The sequence below is a fragment of the Pseudomonas sp. GW821-FHT09E12 genome (genome assembly GCF_059416085.1).
Window position 1 is genome coordinate 26,017 of sequence record NZ_JBWKOM010000008.1, and the last position, 15,801, is coordinate 41,817.

Sequence of the window (15,801 nt, forward strand, 5' to 3'; positions counted from 1 at the left end):
CAAAAAGACAACGGCATAGCATGGAACAAAACCCATCCATACAGACGGACACATTCACTTCAAATAAAAACTGCATGCATCTCTATAGGTATCCGTGCATTCCAGGATTGTTGATGAGGAGAAGTCTCGAGACTCTTTCCATGACAATGAGTTCCCAATCCACATGACCTGTTTGTAATGACCGCCGAGATCAAGATGCATATTCAAATATCGGCCACCGGAGGTTACATAGATACAGCTATTTATAAAACCAACTTTATCGACACCTTGGTGAGTCAATACAAAATAGCTTTTCTCGAAGTTGGTAACAGCTTCCATGGCACCGTCAACCAGCACACCTACCCATTCAGCACCCTCACTTTTAGCTGGCGCGCTAAAAATGCCCATCATGCCCTTGATATCTCGCGGCGAAGGACATGATTCCTGATCACCCGGCCAGTCAGGGATATTGAGGTAATTGCTAGCATGCACGAATGTAAATAGCTGCGAACACAGCAACATCCAACCCAACAATCTAGACACGTTCCATTCCTTCGTGAATATCAGAAGGAAGGTTCTATCAACTAGAACAACTTTAGAATGTAGGACGATTCCTAAAATATTAGATTTTTCTCTTAAGACCAGCAGTCTCTACATCGAAGCGCCCGCTCTTGGTGGTCAGTTGCAAAGTGCAGTCACAACGACGCCCCTGACTAAAGCGTGCTATCCACCTGGACCAGGCCAGCCTCCAACGCCGCGAAGATCGCCAGCTTGAAGTCATCGGTGGACCTTGAAAGAACACTATCAGGAAGGGCACGCCGAAAAAGGAGATCGTGTACCTGGAGGCAGGTGCCGACTTGGCCTTTTGAGTGGCGGCTTTACAAAGGTTTTGAAAACCGCGGACAACAAAAAAGGGCCCACCTTTCGGTGGGCCCTTCCAGACCGCCCAGCAGAGCGGATTTTGTTTGGTAGGCGCGATTGGACTCGAACCAACGACCCCCACCATGTCAAGGTGGTGCTCTAACCAACTGAGCTACGTGCCTGCTGTGAGGCGGCATTCTACGGAATTCCGGAGGGGTGTCAACACCTTTTTTGCAGCTAACCCTCTGAATATGCGAATTTTTATTTTTTGAGCCTGCCAAGAAGATTTTTCGATGGCTGGTAGGCGTTTTTCAACTCAGGTAGGATCCACGCAATCGTCAAGAATATTAAACAGAGGTTGCAGGATGGCGAACACACCTTACCCACAGTCGTATTACGCGGCGTCAGCCAACGCTGCTCCAGCCCGCCCGCTACTGCAAGATGATGTGGAAACCGATGTCTGCGTGATCGGTGCCGGCTACACTGGCCTCTCCAGCGCCCTGTTCCTGCTTGAGAATGGCTTTAAAGTCACCGCCCTGGAAGCGGCCAAGGTTGGCTTCGGCGCTTCCGGGCGTAATGGTGGACAGATCGTCAATAGCTATAGCCGCGACATTGATGTGATTGAACGCAGTGTCGGCCCCAAGCAAGCTCAACTGCTTGGCCAGATGGCCTTCGAAGGCGGCAGGATCATCCGTGAGCGGGTCGCCAAGTATCAAATCCAGTGCGACCTGAAAGATGGCGGAGTGTTCGCCGCCATCACCAGCAAGCAGATGGGTCACCTGGAGTCGCAGAAGCGCCTGTGGGAGCGCTACGGCCACACCCAGCTGGAATTGCTGGATCAGCGCCGCATTCGCGAAGTCGTCGCTTGTGACCTGTACCAGGGCGGCATGCTCGACATGAGCGGTGGGCATATCCACCCACTCAATCTGGCACTGGGTGAAGCGGCAGCCGTGGAATCCCTGGGCGGTGTTATCTACGAGCAATCCCCGGCGGTACGCATCGAACGCGGTGCCAATCCGGTGATACATACCCCACAAGGCAAGGTCAGGGCCAAGTTCGTCATAGTCGCGGGCAACGCCTACCTGGGCAACCTGGTGCCGGAACTGGCCGCCAAATCGATGCCATGCGGCACCCAGGTCATCACCACTGAACCATTGAGCGATGAGTTAGCAAAAAGTCTTCTCCCCCAGGACTACTGCGTCGAGGACTGCAACTACCTGCTGGATTACTACCGCCTTTCCGCCGACAAGCGCCTTATCTTCGGCGGCGGCGTGGTGTACGGCGCCCGCGACCCGGCAAATATCGAAGCAATCATCCGACCGAAGATGCTCAAGGCCTTCCCGCAACTCAAGGATGTGAAGATCGACTACGCCTGGACCGGCAACTTCCTGCTGACCCTGTCGCGCCTGCCACAAGTCGGACGCCTGGGCGACAACATCTATTACTCCCAGGGCTGCAGCGGCCATGGTGTCACCTACACCCACTTGGCAGGCAAGGTGCTGGCAGAGGCCCTGCGTGGCCAGGCAGAGCGCTTTGACGCCTTTGCCGAGCTGCCACACTACCCCTTCCCTGGCGGCCAGTTGTTGCGCACCCCATTCACCGCGATGGGCGCCTGGTATTACAGCCTGCGAGACAAGCTGGGGTTCTGATAACCCTACCCTCTCCAAATAAAAAACCGCCCATCAGGCGGTTTTTTTGGGGCTTTGCAGAGGGGAAATATCGACTGCCTGAGCGGCATCGAAAAAAGCCGGATTCCAAAAACAAAAAACCCCGGTCTTTCGACCAGGGTCTTTGCTATCGATCCGAAAAGCCTGCGGCTTCTTCGTCACTTGAAGGCGTTCAGTGTTCCTTCAAGTAGATATGGCGCAGCGGACGGGACTCGAACCCGCGACCCCCGGCGTGACAGGCCGGTATTCTAACCGACTGAACTACCGCTGCGTATCGCTTGGACTTGCGTCCATGTGAACCGTTTAAATCATCTGACTGGAAAGCTTCGAGGCTTTTCAATCTCAGAGCAGGAATCCCTGACCTGGAAAATATGGCGCAGCGGACGGGACTCGAACCCGCGACCCCCGGCGTGACAGGCCGGTATTCTAACCGACTGAACTACCGCTGCGCGTCGGTTGGATGCTTCCGTGGAAGCCTCCGCCTTTCTTTCGAAAGGCACTCAAGAAGTGGTGGGTGATGACGGGATCGAACCGCCGACCCTCTGCTTGTAAGGCAGATGCTCTCCCGGCTGAGCTAATCACCCTTTGCTTCGTTGAGGCCGCGAAATTTACGCAGATACCGATGCTAAGTCAATACCCTGCTTGAAGTTTTTCTGAAAAAGACAAAATCACGACAAAGCCTGCGGAAGGGATCAACAACACTGGCGACCTCAAGCCGCGCTCGTTGCGCCCTCCACACGCCATCAGTCGCGATAAATCATTTTTTTGCTCATACCGCCGTCGACCACGAACTCCTGGCCAGTGACAAAACCGGAGTTCTTGGACAACAGCCACGCCACCATCGCCGCCACATCCTCGACCGTCCCTACCCTGCCCGCCGGATGCTGGGCATGATCGGCATCGCTCAAAGGTTCGGCCCGACGCGCCGCCGGATCCCGGGCGTCGATCCAACCGGGGCTGACCGCATTGACCCGAATCTCCGGCCCCAGACTCATGGCCAATGCATGGGTCAAGGCCAGCAAACCGCCCTTGCTCGCCGCATAGGCCTCAGTATCAGGTTCCGATTGCCGGGCACGGGTAGACGCCAGGTTGACGATGGATCCACCGTGGGCGCGCAGATACGGCGCACAGTGCTTGGCCAGGAGCATCGGACCGCTGAGGTTCACCGCCAACACCCGATTCCAGTAAGCCAAGTCGAGGCTTTCCAGGGTGATGTTGCGCGGATCGGCGACCGCCGCGTTGCACACCAGCGCATCGAGGCGTCCGAACTGCCCCAGCACTTCGGCAACACCCAGGGCGACCTGCGCTTCATCCGCCACATCCATGCCGATGAACCAGGCGCTGTCCCCCAGGACCTTGGCCACCTGGGAGCCGCGTGCGCGGTCCAGATCGGTCAGTACCACCTGCCAGCCTTCGCTGATCAGCCAGGCAGCGATGCCCAGGCCGATACCGCGTGCCGCGCCGGTCACCAGCGCGACGCGGCCGTTGGCAATGCTCTGCTGTTCGGACAACTCGATCACAAGGCTGCCAGGCCGCGCGCCAGGTCGGCTTGCAGGTCCACCACATCCTCAAGACCGACAGCGATACGAATCAGGCTGTCACGAATGCCCGCCGCTTCACGTTCTTGCGGTGCCAGACGGCCGTGAGAGGTGGTGCTCGGATGAGTGATGGTGGTCTTGCTATCGCCCAGGTTGGCGGTAATGGAAATCAGGCGAGTAGCGTCGATAAAACGCCAGGCCCCGTCCTTGCCGCCCTTGACTTCAAAGCTCACCACCGCGCCGAAACCACGCTGCTGACGCTTGGCCAGCTCGTATTGCGGATGGCTTGGCAGACCGGCGTAATGCACCTTCTCGATGCCGTCCTGCTGCTCCAGCCATTCGGCCAGGGCCTGGGCATTGGCACAATGGGCGCGCATCCGCAGGTTGAGGGTTTCGAGGCCCTTGAGGAAGATCCAGGCGTTGAACGGACTCAGGGTCGGTCCCGCGGTACGCAGGAAACCCACCACTTCTTTCATCTGTTCGCTACGGCCAGCCACCACACCGCCCATGCAACGACCCTGGCCATCGATGAACTTGGTCGCCGAGTGCACCACCACGTCCGCGCCCAGCTTCAGCGGCTGCTGCAACGCCGGAGTACAGAAACAGTTGTCGACCACCAGCATTGCGCCCTTGGCGTGAGCGATTTCGGACAATGCAGCGATATCCACCAGCTCGGCGAGCGGGTTGGACGGCGATTCAACGAACAGCAACTTGGTATTGGCCTTGATCGCCGCATCCCAGCCGGACAGGTCCGCCAGGGGTACGTAATCGACCTCGATACCGAAGCGCTTGAAATACTTTTCGAACAGGCTGATGGTCGAGCCAAACACACTGCGCGAAACCAATACATGGTCGCCCGCGCTGCACAAACTCATGACCACCGAGAGAATCGCCGCCATGCCGGTGGCCGTGGCCACAGCCTGCTCGGCGCCTTCCAGGGCGGCGATACGCTCTTCGAACGCCCGCACGGTCGGGTTGGTGTAGCGGGAATAGACATTGCCCGGCACCTCGCCGGCGAACCGCGCGGCCGCATCGGCGGCCGTGCGGAACACGTAGCTGGAGGTGAAGAACATCGGATCACCGTGCTCCCCTTCCGGGGTACGGTGTTGGCCGGCGCGCACGGCCAGGGTGTCGAAAGCTACGCCATCAAGGTCGCTGTCCAGCCGACCGGCATCCCAATCCTGACTCATGCCGCCTACTCCTTATGTCTTCTAATGCTCTAGATCAGTTGTTGTACAGATCGATGATCGCACTGACCGCCTGGGTCTTGGCCTTGGAGGCATCGTTACGTGCGTTTTCGATCTTGTTCAGGTAGGCCTCGTCGACGTCGCCAGTGACATATTTGCCGTCGAACACCGCGCAGTCGAAGTTCTCGATCTTGATCTTGCCGCCACCGACCGCCTCGATCAGATCAGGCAGATCCTGGTAGATCAGCCAGTCGGCGCCGATCAGATCAGCCACATCCTGAGTCGAACGATTGTGTGCGATCAGTTCGTGAGCGCTCGGCATGTCGATGCCGTACACGTTCGGGAAACGCACGGCAGGCGCCGCGGAGCAGAAGTAGACGTTCTTCGCGCCGGCTTCACGGGCCATCTGGATGATCTGCTTGCAGGTGGTGCCGCGAACGATCGAGTCATCCACCAGCATCACGTTCTTGCCGCGGAACTCCAGCTCGATGGCATTGAGTTTCTGGCGCACGGATTTTTTCCGCGCGGCCTGGCCCGGCATGATGAAGGTCCGGCCGATGTAGCGGTTCTTCACGAAGCCTTCGCGGAACTTGACGCCCAGGTGGTTCGCCAGCTCCAGCGCCGCGGTACGGCTGGTATCCGGAATCGGGATGACCACATCGATATCGTGATCTGGACGCTCGCGCAGGATCTTCTCGGCCAGCTTCTCGCCCATGCGCAGGCGCGCCTTGTACACCGACACGCCGTCGATGATCGAGTCCGGACGCGCCAGGTAGACATGTTCGAAAATGCACGGAGTCAGTTTCGGATTGGTCGCGCACTGACGGGTGTGCAGCTTGCCGTCTTCAGTGATGTAGACCGCTTCGCCCGGCGCCAGGTCGCGAATCAGGGTGAAGCCCAGCACATCCAGGGACACGCTTTCAGAGGCGATCATGTATTCGACGCCTTCGTCGGTGTGACGCTGACCGAAAACGATCGGGCGAATACCGTGAGGGTCGCGGAAGCCAACAATGCCATAACCGGTGACCATGGCGACTACCGCATAACCGCCAACGCAACGGTTGTGCACGTCGGTCACGGCGGCGAATACGTCTTCTTCGGTCGGTTGCAGCTTGCCGCGCTGGGCCAGCTCGTGAGCGAAGACGTTGAGCAGGACTTCCGAATCGGAATTGGTGTTGACGTGGCGCAAGTCAGACTCGTAGATCTCCTTGGCCAGCTGTTCAACATTGGTCAGGTTACCGTTATGCGCCAGGGTGATGCCGTAAGGCGAGTTGACGTAAAACGGTTGAGCTTCGGCCGAAGTCGAGCTGCCAGCGGTCGGATACCGCACATGGCCAATACCCATGTGACCGACCAGGCGCTGCATGTGCCGTTGATGGAAAACGTCACGGACCAGGCCGTTGTCCTTGCGCAGGAATAACCGGCCATCATGGCTGGTCACGATACCGGCAGCGTCCTGGCCGCGGTGCTGGAGGACGGTTAGCGCGTCATACAGCGCCTGATTGACGTTCGACTTACCGACGATACCGACGATGCCACACATGCGACGCAACCCCTACTTAATGAAACTGAACTGAACACATCTTACTGAGGCGTTTTGGCCGGTAAGAGTTGTTCCTTGAACGGTATTTCAGCGGGTACGCTGATACCGCTGGCCAGCCACTGACTGCTCCACCCCAATATGAGGTTTTTTGACCAGTCTGCAACCAATAGAAATTGTGGCACCAGTCGCGACTGCTGCCACCAGGAATCCTGTTGTACCGGCCCCAGGCTCAACAGCCCGACCGCCACGACCACCAGCAACGCGCCACGCGCCGCGCCGAAGGCCATGCCGAGGAATCGATCGGTCCCGGATAGCCCGGTGACGCGAACCAATTCGCCGATAAGATAATTGATCATTGCGCCCACGATTAAAGTGGCGACAAACATGATGGCACAGCCCGCGATCACGCGAGCCGAGGGAGTCTCGATGTATCCGCTGAGGTATTCGGACAGAGAGCCACCAAACATCCAGGCAACGACTCCTGCGACGATCCAGGTAAGCAGCGACAGCGCTTCTTTGACGAAGCCGCGACTCAAACTGATCAAAGCGGAGATGGCGATGATTGCAACGATCGCCCAGTCAACCCAGGTAAATGGCACAGTGCAGCCTACAGACGGATAAGGCGGCGCATTTTAACAGAGCGCATGGCCGTCGGTAAGCTGCGATTCACTGTGCTTTGCAAATCAAGGCGATAGCCTTAACCGCGCTCAGGCTGGAAGCGCACGACAAAACCCTTGAGGTTCTGCTGACGGCTCAGCAAATCGCGCAGGCGGTCTGCCTCGGCCCGCTCGATCAACGGACCGACGAATACCCGGTTCTTGCCATCGGCGGAACGGATATAAGCGTTGTACCCCTGGCTGCGCAGGGTTTTCTGCAGGTTCTCGGCGCTTTCCCGACTGGACAGGCTGGCCAGTTGCACCGACCAACTGACCGACAGGCCGTTTGCATCGACACGGCTTGGGGTTGCATCGGGCTTGGCTGGCGCTGCGGCAATCGGCTGGGCCGGAGCCGGCTTGGGGGCTGGCGCCGGAGGTGGAGCCACGGGCTTGCTCGCGGCGACTGGCGGTGCCACCGGGACTGGAGCCGGAGCAACCGGAGCGCTTGGCCCAATCGGCATCGAAGGCGCGGCCTGCTGGGCCACTTCTTCATCGCTGGGTACCGGCTCCTGTGGCAGCGCCTGCGGCTCTGGCACCACCACAGGCTCGACTTGCACCTGGGTTACAGCAGGCGCCTGAGGCACTGCTGGCGCCTCGACATTGATATGCCGCTGCTCATCTTCGCGGGAAAACAGCATCGGCAGGAAAATCACCGCCAACGCCACCAGAACCAAGGCCCCAACCATTCGCTGCTTGTAGACGTTATCCAGCATAGCCATGTGCAGCTTCCTCCGTGGAGCGCCGAGCGAGCCACTCGAGCGCCTCGGCAACACAATAAAAAGATCCGAACAGCAGAATCTCGTCTTCGCCCGTAGCCTGCGCACACTGCCCTTCCAAGGCTGCGGCGACACTTTCATAAGACGCTACCGAAGCCCCAAGGTTCTGCAGTGCCGCCTGCAAGTCCGCAACGGGACGCGCACGGGCAGAATCCAGCGGCGCCACCGCCCAATGCTCGACACAGGCATCCAGGCGGGCAACCACGCCCTCCAGGTCCTTGTCCGCCAATAGGCCGAATACCGCCAAGCGCTTGCCCGCCACTGGTCGGCGCATCAGGCGCTCGGCCAGATACTCCGCGGCATGGGGGTTGTGCCCGACATCCAGCAACAGGTTCAGGCGCTTGCCCTGCCATTCGAACTGACGGCGATCCAGGCGCCCGACCACTCGCGTCTGCTGCAAGGCTTCGGCGATGCGTTCGGCCTGCCAAGGCAGCCCCAGCAACAAATAGGCCTGCAAGGCCAGCGCGGCGTTCTCCATGGGCAGATCGAGCAGCGGCAAGTCGCGCAGCTCGACAGCATTGCCCCGCGCATCGAGACCCCGCCACTGCCAGTTCGCCTCGGTGATCCCCAGGTCGAAATCACGACCGCGCAGGAAGAACGGGCAGTTCAATTCACGCGCCTTATCCAGCAGGGGCTGAGGGGGATTCAGGTCACCGCAGAGTGCAGGCGCGCCCTGGCGGAAAACCCCGGCCTTCTCGAAGGCCACAGACTCACGGGTGTCACCCAGATAATCGGCATGGTCGACGCCGATACTGGTGACCAGCGCCAGATCCGCATCCACCAGGTTGACCGCATCCAGGCGCCCACCCAGGCCGACTTCCAGCACCACGGCATCGAGACCGGCCCGCTGGAACAGCCAGAAGGCCGCCAGGGTACCCATCTCGAAATAGGTCAGGGAAATTTCACCGCGCCCGGCTTCGACCGCGACAAAGGCCTCGCACAGCTCGGCATCGCTGGCTTCGACGCCATCGATCTGCACGCGCTCGTTGTAGCGCAACAGATGGGGGGAATTGTAGACACCGACCTTCAGCCCCTGGGCTCGCAGCAAGGACGCCACGAACGCGCAGGTAGAACCCTTGCCGTTGGTACCGGTCACCGTGACGACCCGAGGCGCCAGCCTGCCCAATCCCATGCGGGACGCTACTTCTTGCGAGCGCTCCAGCCCCATGTCGATGGCTGACGGATGCAACTGCTCAAGGTAGGCAAGCCAGTCGCCAAGGGTACGCTCGGTCATATGTTTGCAGGCACCGGTGGCACCACGATCGCCTCGACAGGCGCGGCCACGAACTCAGGCGTCGGCAAGCCCATCAGTTGAGCCAGCAGGTTACCCAGGCGCGGACGCAGCTCCTGGCGCGGGATAATCATGTCGATAGCGCCATGCTCCAGCAGGAACTCGCTACGCTGGAAACCTTCCGGCAGTTTTTCACGCACGGTCTGCTCGATCACGCGAGGACCGGCGAAACCGACCAGGGCCTTGGGTTCGGCGACAATCACGTCACCCAGCATCGCCAGGCTGGCGGAAACGCCACCGTAGACCGGGTCGGTCAACACGGAAATGAATGGCAGGCCTTCTTCACGCAGACGCGCCAGCACCGCGGAGGTCTTGGCCATCTGCATCAGGGAGATCAGCGCTTCCTGCATCCGCGCACCGCCGGAAGCGGAGAAGCAGACCATCGGGCAACGCTTTTCCAGCGCGTAGTTGGCAGCACGCACAAAACGCTCGCCAACGATGGCGCCCATGGAGCCGCCCATGAAGGAGAACTCGAACGCCGATACCACCACCGGCATCCCCAGCAGGGTACCGCTCATGGAAATCAGCGCGTCCTTTTCACCGGTCTGCTTCTGGGCCGCGGTCAGGCGATCCTTGTACTTCTTGCCGTCGCGGAATTTCAGACGGTCTACCGGCTCCAGGTCGGCGCCCAGTTCGGCACGGCCTTCAGCGTCGAGGAAAATGTCGATACGGGCGCGAGCACCGATACGCATGTGGTGGTTGCACTTGGGGCAGACGTCCAGGGTCTTTTCCAGCTCCGGACGATACAGCACCGCCTCGCAGGACGGACACTTGTGCCACAGACCTTCAGGCACCGAGCTTTTCTTCACCTCGGAACGCATGATCGAAGGGATCAGTTTGTCTACTAACCAGTTGCTCATGCTTTCTTTCTCCAGTACCGGCGGCCCGAACGCTCTGGTTCGCGGCCCCGCGTATGCCCTTGAGCTAAATTCATGTGTGCGGCGATGATCTGTTCGCTACCGCGGTCAGCGCGAGCTTGACCTGCCTGTACCGAACGGCTCCTCAGCCATCCCGACAACCCCCGGATAGAGCGGCTGCCACTTCGATTTACGGCCCGCCCAGCGACGGTGCCGGCCTGTTTTGTACAGTGGTGTTATGGACGGCGGCAGACTGCCAGCCGTCACATCGACTAACAGCTGCCGCGAACGGCCTGCATAAATGCGCGAATCTTTGCGTGATCCTTGATGCCCTTGCTCTGCTCCACCCCGCCACTGACATCCACGGCGTACGGGCGAACCTGCGCTATCGCCTGGCCGACATTCTCGGCAGTCAAGCCACCGGCCAGGATAATCGGCTTGCTCAAGCCTTGCGGTACCAGTGACCAATCAAAGGCTTCGCCAGTTCCACCCGGCACGCCCTCGACGTAGGTATCGAGCAGGATGCCGCTGGCCCGCGCATAAGCCGCGCAACGGCTGGCAATATCGTCGCCGGCCTTGACCCGCAGCGCCTTGATGTAGGGCCGGTGATAGCCCTCGCAGTCCGCCGGTGTTTCATCGCCGTGAAACTGCAACAAGTCCAGCGGCACCGCATCGAGGATCTCGCCCAGCTCGCAGCGGCTGGCATTGACGAACAGGCCCACGGTGGTCACGAACGGTGGCAGCGCGGCAACGATCGCCCGCGCCTGCTGGACGTTCACCGCCCGCGGGCTCTTGGCATAGAACACCAGCCCGATGGCATCGGCCCCGGCCTCGACCGCCGCCAACGCATCCTCAATGCGGGTAATCCCACAAATTTTGCTGCGAACGGCTGACATGTCGTTTAAACCTCAGGGCAAATCCGGGGAAAGTCCCGGATGGTAGCAAATGCTTTTCCGGGCGTCAGCCGTCAAGTTCCGAGAAGCCGGTGAGGAAATGTGGCCCGATGTATCGCTCGGGCAGCTCGAACTCATCGTGATACTCGACCTGCACCAGATACAGTCCGAAAGGATGCGCCGTCACCCCGCCCGTGCGGCGAATCCGGCTCTCCAGCACTTCCCTGGCCCACTCGACCGGACGCTCGCCCGCGCCGATGGTCATCAGCACTCCGGCGATATTGCGCACCATGTGATGCAGGAACGCGCTGGCACGGATATCCAGGACAATCATCTTGCCGTGCCGGGTGACCCGCAGATGGTGGATTTCCTTGATCGGCGACTTGGCCTGGCACTGCCCTGCACGGAATGCACTGAAATCATGGGTGCCCACCAGATGTTGGGCAGCCTCGGCCATCCGCTCGACATCCAGCGGGCGATGATTCCAGGTGATCTCCTCGTTCAAGTGCGCCGGACGGATCTGGTCGTTGTAGATCACGTAGCGATAGCGGCGGGCAATCGCCTTGAACCGCGCATGAAAATGCGCCGGCATGACCTTGGCCCAGCTCACGCTGATGTCGTGGGGCAGGTTGATATTGGCCCCCATCACCCACGCCTTCATCGACCGCTCGGCCTGGGTATCGAAGTGCACCACCTGCCCGCAGGCGTGCACGCCGGCGTCGGTACGCCCAGCGCAAGACAGCAGCACCGGCGAGTCCGCCACCCGGGACAACGCCTTCTCGAGGGTTTCCTGGACACTCGGGACACCGGAAGCCTGACGCTGCCAGCCGCGATAACGCGAACCCTTGTATTCGACACCCAACGCGATTCTGAAAAAGCCTGCGGCCGCCATTTCGGCGGCCGCGTTATCTATATTTGCCAAGAACTTACAGCCTGCTGATATGCGCAAAGGCGGCCATTATAAGGCGCGCGCAAGCAGACGCCATGCGCGACCCGCTTTTAGTTGATGTTTGCCCACTAAGCGCCAGCGAGCGTAAACAGGATTGCGTGAAAACCAGGACAAACGCTATATAGATGAATATATAGCGAAAACCATAAATCCACTCGACCGGGACCTGAGACCAATGACCGCCATCAACAAGGAGGCCGTGGGCCTCGCCTACAGCCTGCAAGGCATGCTCCACGCCAAGCGCAAGACCTGGGAAGCCATCGCGCAGATAGCCGCGCGCATCCAGCCAGGCATGCTCGAATCCCAGGCTCGCGCCTTGGGGCTGGAGGTGCTTGCGGAATTGGGCATGGACCGGATCTGGCACCCGGCGCTGGTGCGCTTTGGCGAAAACACCCTGAAGACCTTCAAGCAACGCTCCGAAGGCGATCCGATACTGGGCGACAACGACATCTTCTTTATCGACCTGGGGGTGGTCTGGGACCGCCACGAAGGCGATTGCGGCGCCACCTTCGTCACCGGCAACGATCCCGAGATGCAAGCCTGTGCCACGGCGGCCCAAACCCTGTTCGAACGGGTTCGTGATCACTGGAGCGAGCACAAGGTCGCCGGCCCCGCCCTGTATCGCTATGCCGAAGAACAGGCGAGCGCCATGGGCTGGGTGCTGAACCTGGAGATCAAGGGGCACCGGGTCAGCGACTTCCCCCATGCCATTTATCGAACAGGTGACCTGGGCAACTTCGAGGCATGCCCCAACATTGGCCTGTGGATTCTGGAAATCCAGATCGCCCACCCTACCCGGCCGTTCGGCGCCTTCTACGAAGACCTGCTGGCCTAACCGCGCAAGCGCTGCCATGGGCCCAGAAACAAAAACGGCAGCCTCGATGGCTGCCGTTTTTTTTGCTGCTAGCGTCGACTCAGGCTAGACGCGCGAGCATTTCCCTGGCTTCGCTTTTCTGACCGTCGTTACCTTCGCTGATGACTTCGCCGAGAATATCCCGCGCGCCATCGTTATCGCCCATGTCGATGTAGGCCTGGGCCAGATCGAGCTTGGTCGCCACTTCATCGGCGCCGGAAAGGAAATCGAAATCCCCTTCGTCGGCACTGCCCGCGGCGTCTTCCGCGGTAAAGGTCGGCTCGGCCAGGTCCGGCTGCTCGAGGCTCTGCGACAAACGATCCAGCTCGGCATTGACATCGTCCAGCTCGGAAGCGAAAGCATCCTTGGCAGCGGGCTGCGCATCCATCTCGTCAGCCAGGGACAAGTCGAAGTCCGCTGGCAGCTCAAGATCGTCGAGCGCGGCTTCGGTCACCGTAGGCACTTCGGCAGCCGGCAGATCCTTCAGGTCGTCATCCAGGCTGAGCAGGAAATCCTCATCGGCTTGCGCCGCGGCAGGAAGATCCTCACCCAGATCCAGGTCGAAATCCGACAGATCGTCCAGGCTTTCCTTGGCTTCGGTTTGCTGCTGCAGCACCGACTCGAAGCTCAGGTCGTCATCCAGCGGGAAGTCGTCCAGCTCGGGCTCAACTTGAGCAGGAACAGCCGGAGCAACCGGCGACGCCGCAGAGGCGGCCTCCAGATCGTCCAGGCTCAGATCGAAGTCGGTATCCAGGTCGTCGACAACCGGTGCCGGCGCTGGCTCCTGCGGCTCGTCGAGCAACAGTTCCTTGACGTACTGAGCATCCAGCGCCGCCGCCACGGCTGCTGCGCCGAGACCCGCGGCCGCCACAGCAGCCATTGCCGGGAAGCGACTTTTCAGCTGTTCGACTTCAGCGTGATTCTTGCCATTGGCCACCAGCTGACGCTCCTGGACCACAAAGGCGCTGCGATCGCCCTGATGACCATAGACTTCCATCAGCTTCAAGCGCACCTCGCTACGCTGCGGCTCCAGCTTGACGGCCTCCTCCAGGATCGCCGCCGCCTGGTTCAGGCGACCGCCATCGATATGGGACTGGGCCTGATCCAGCACATCGGCCGGGTGCTCGACTGCGGCAGCCACCGGCGCCGCGTCCACCACAGGCGCCACGACCGGAGCTGGAGCTGGAGCTGGAGCTGGAGCTGGAGCTGGAGCTGGAGCTGGAGCGAGCTTGACGCTCGGCGGTGGAACTTCAAGGCCTTCGAAGCTGCTTTCCGGCAGATCCAGATCCTTGGACAGCTCAGATTCTTCGGACAGGGCGCGAGCCATGCGCAGATGCTTTTCCGCCTCCTGCTGAGCCTTGCGACGGCGAGCCAGCAACAGCAGCAACAACAGCACCAGCACTGCCCCGCCGCCCGCCAGCCCCAGGAGGATTGGATTGGTCAGCAGGTCGTTGAATGTGTCCTCATTGGACGCCGGTGTTTGCGCCTGGGCCGGTTCCGCTTCAGCCGGGGCCTCGCCCGACGTTGCCGCAGGATCGGTCACTGGCGCCGCCGGGGTCGCAGGCTGCTCGGCCAGTTGTGCCGGCATGGCCGCGGTCGGTTGTGCTGGCGCCACGGCACCCGCCCCTTGCGCCTGCAATTTGGCCAACTGGTCGTTCTTCAATTCGATCAGGCGTTGCAGCTTGTCCAGCTGGCTTTGCAGGTCCGTCAGACGGCTTTTCAGCTCGGCGTTGTCACGCCGGGCCGTATCGAGGCTTTCCTGAGTCACCGCCAGCTTGTTGCTCAGTGCCTGGCTGTCGCCAGCCGCACCCTTGCCCCGCGCCTTGCCGGACTCGGCAGACACCAGGCTCAGATTATCCTTGGCCGCGCCTTGTGCAGGCGCCTTGTCCGCACCCGCACGCCGGGTGCCATCCAGTTGCTGCTGAGCGCCACGCGGCGCCAGGCGGCGCCCCTGACGCCACGCCGTATTCTGCGCGGCGACCTCGGCGATCGCTTGCGACTGCGGCAGGCTGGTGCTCTGCACGGCATCGGGCAGGCGCAATACCTGCCCGGTCTTCAGCCGGTTGATGTTGCCGTCGATAAAGGCATCCGGATTCAGCGCCTGGATGGCCAGCATGGTTTGCTGGACCGAACCGCCATTGCGGGCCTTGGCCGCAATCTCCCAGAGGGTATCGCGGGCCGAGGTGGTGTATTGAGCAGGCTTGCCGGCACCGGTGACCGGCGCGGCAACCGCTGGAGTTTGTGCCGCGGATTGCGCGGCCGCTTCAGCGGTTTGCGGGGAAAACTTGGAAGGGTCGAGCAGGACGCTGTAGTCGCGCAGCAGACGGCCATTGGGCCACATCACCTGCACCAGGAACTTGACCATCGGCTCGGAGAGCGGCTGGCTCGACGTGACCCGCAGCACGCTCTTGCCGCTGGCATTGAGCACCGGCGTAAAGCTCAGGTCATTGAGAAAGGCCTGGCGATCGACGCCCGCCTTGGCGAAATCTTCAGGCGAGGCCAGGCTCGGCACCACCTCGGCGGCGGTGAGATCCTTGACGTCCAGCAACTCGATTTCTGCAACCAGTGGCTGGTTCAGAGTCGACTTCAGGGTCAGCTCCCCGAGCCCAAGCGCCTGCGCCATACCGGAGGACAGCGCCGACGCGGCCGCTATTGCTAACACCAGTTTGCGAACTTGAACCATAGCCTCATCCTTTGTTTGAACATTCCTCGGCCAGCGAGAAGGTGTTGTAGCGCTGCCGTAAGGCATTG

13 protein-coding genes and 4 tRNA genes are annotated in these 15,801 nt (G+C 60.6%); 2 read left to right on the forward strand and 15 right to left on the reverse strand.

Features of this window, described 5'->3' with window-relative positions; genetic code table 11:
• Positions 1-54: 54 nt before the first annotated feature.
• Entirely contained in the window at positions 55-522 is a 468-nt protein-coding gene (locus tag AC07PQ_RS22615; protein ID WP_177323769.1) for a DUF3757 domain-containing protein, read from the reverse strand.
• A 423-nt stretch (positions 523-945) separates the two neighbouring features.
• A tRNA-Val gene (locus tag AC07PQ_RS22620) sits at positions 946-1,022 on the reverse strand.
• Positions 1,023-1,205: 183 nt separating this feature from the next.
• Here AC07PQ_RS22620 and AC07PQ_RS22625 point away from each other — a divergent pair.
• Positions 1,206-2,489, forward strand: coding sequence for an NAD(P)/FAD-dependent oxidoreductase (locus AC07PQ_RS22625; RefSeq protein WP_493185219.1), 1,284 nt, complete (start codon positions 1,206-1,208; stop codon positions 2,487-2,489).
• A gap of 212 nt (positions 2,490-2,701) precedes the next feature.
• Here the strand turns inward: AC07PQ_RS22625 and AC07PQ_RS22630 are convergent.
• The 12 genes from AC07PQ_RS22630 to truA all read right to left on the reverse strand — a co-directional run bounded on the left by AC07PQ_RS22630 (position 2,702) and on the right by truA (position 12,140).
• A tRNA-Asp gene (locus AC07PQ_RS22630) sits at positions 2,702-2,778 on the reverse strand.
• Between the two features lie 101 nt (positions 2,779-2,879).
• Positions 2,880-2,956 (reverse strand) — tRNA-Asp (locus AC07PQ_RS22635).
• A 59-nt stretch (positions 2,957-3,015) separates the two neighbouring features.
• Positions 3,016-3,091, reverse strand: a tRNA-Val gene (locus AC07PQ_RS22640).
• A gap of 159 nt (positions 3,092-3,250) precedes the next feature.
• Positions 3,251-4,018, reverse strand: coding sequence for an SDR family oxidoreductase (locus AC07PQ_RS22645; RefSeq protein WP_493185330.1), 768 nt, complete (start codon positions 4,016-4,018; stop codon positions 3,251-3,253).
• Between the two features lie 5 nt (positions 4,019-4,023).
• Positions 4,024-5,235: an O-succinylhomoserine sulfhydrylase gene (locus tag AC07PQ_RS22650; RefSeq protein WP_007921971.1), complete on the reverse strand. Its 1,212-nt coding sequence runs from the start codon at positions 5,233-5,235 to the stop codon at positions 4,024-4,026.
• Positions 5,236-5,269: 34 nt separating this feature from the next.
• On the reverse strand, positions 5,270-6,775 hold the full coding sequence (gene purF, locus AC07PQ_RS22655; RefSeq protein WP_007921973.1) for an amidophosphoribosyltransferase: 1,506 nt from the start codon (positions 6,773-6,775) through the stop codon (positions 5,270-5,272).
• Positions 6,776-6,816: 41 nt separating this feature from the next.
• Positions 6,817-7,374 carry a CvpA family protein gene (locus tag AC07PQ_RS22660; protein ID WP_007921975.1) on the reverse strand — a complete coding sequence of 186 codons (558 nt, stop codon included), beginning with the start codon at positions 7,372-7,374 and terminating at the stop codon, positions 6,817-6,819.
• 98 nt (positions 7,375-7,472) lie between these two features.
• A complete protein-coding gene (locus tag AC07PQ_RS22665) occupies positions 7,473-8,150 on the reverse strand; it encodes an SPOR domain-containing protein (RefSeq protein ID WP_493185220.1) in 678 nt (225 codons plus the stop codon).
• A complete protein-coding gene (gene folC, locus AC07PQ_RS22670) occupies positions 8,134-9,441 on the reverse strand; it encodes a bifunctional tetrahydrofolate synthase/dihydrofolate synthase (protein ID WP_101337338.1) in 1,308 nt (435 codons plus the stop codon). Before folC ends, AC07PQ_RS22665 begins: the two co-directional genes overlap by 17 nt.
• Entirely contained in the window at positions 9,438-10,358 is a 921-nt protein-coding gene (gene accD, locus AC07PQ_RS22675) for an acetyl-CoA carboxylase, carboxyltransferase subunit beta (RefSeq protein WP_007921980.1), read from the reverse strand. The genes folC and accD overlap by 4 nt, the downstream gene beginning before the upstream one ends.
• Before the next feature lie 269 nt (positions 10,359-10,627).
• Entirely contained in the window at positions 10,628-11,251 is a 624-nt protein-coding gene (locus tag AC07PQ_RS22680; RefSeq protein ID WP_493185221.1) for a phosphoribosylanthranilate isomerase, read from the reverse strand.
• A 64-nt stretch (positions 11,252-11,315) separates the two neighbouring features.
• Positions 11,316-12,140, reverse strand: a complete 825-nt coding sequence (gene truA, locus AC07PQ_RS22685; RefSeq protein ID WP_016704910.1) for a tRNA pseudouridine(38-40) synthase TruA — start codon at positions 12,138-12,140, stop codon at positions 11,316-11,318.
• A gap of 232 nt (positions 12,141-12,372) precedes the next feature.
• Here truA and AC07PQ_RS22690 point away from each other — a divergent pair, with 232 nt between their 5' ends.
• Entirely contained in the window at positions 12,373-13,032 is a 660-nt protein-coding gene (locus AC07PQ_RS22690; RefSeq protein ID WP_493185222.1) for a M24 family metallopeptidase, read from the forward strand.
• 79 nt (positions 13,033-13,111) lie between these two features.
• Here the strand turns inward: AC07PQ_RS22690 and AC07PQ_RS22695 are convergent, their stop codons facing one another.
• Positions 13,112-15,733: a motility hub landmark protein FimV gene (locus AC07PQ_RS22695; protein ID WP_493185223.1), complete on the reverse strand. Its 2,622-nt coding sequence runs from the start codon at positions 15,731-15,733 to the stop codon at positions 13,112-13,114.
• Positions 15,734-15,801 lie beyond the last annotated feature (68 nt).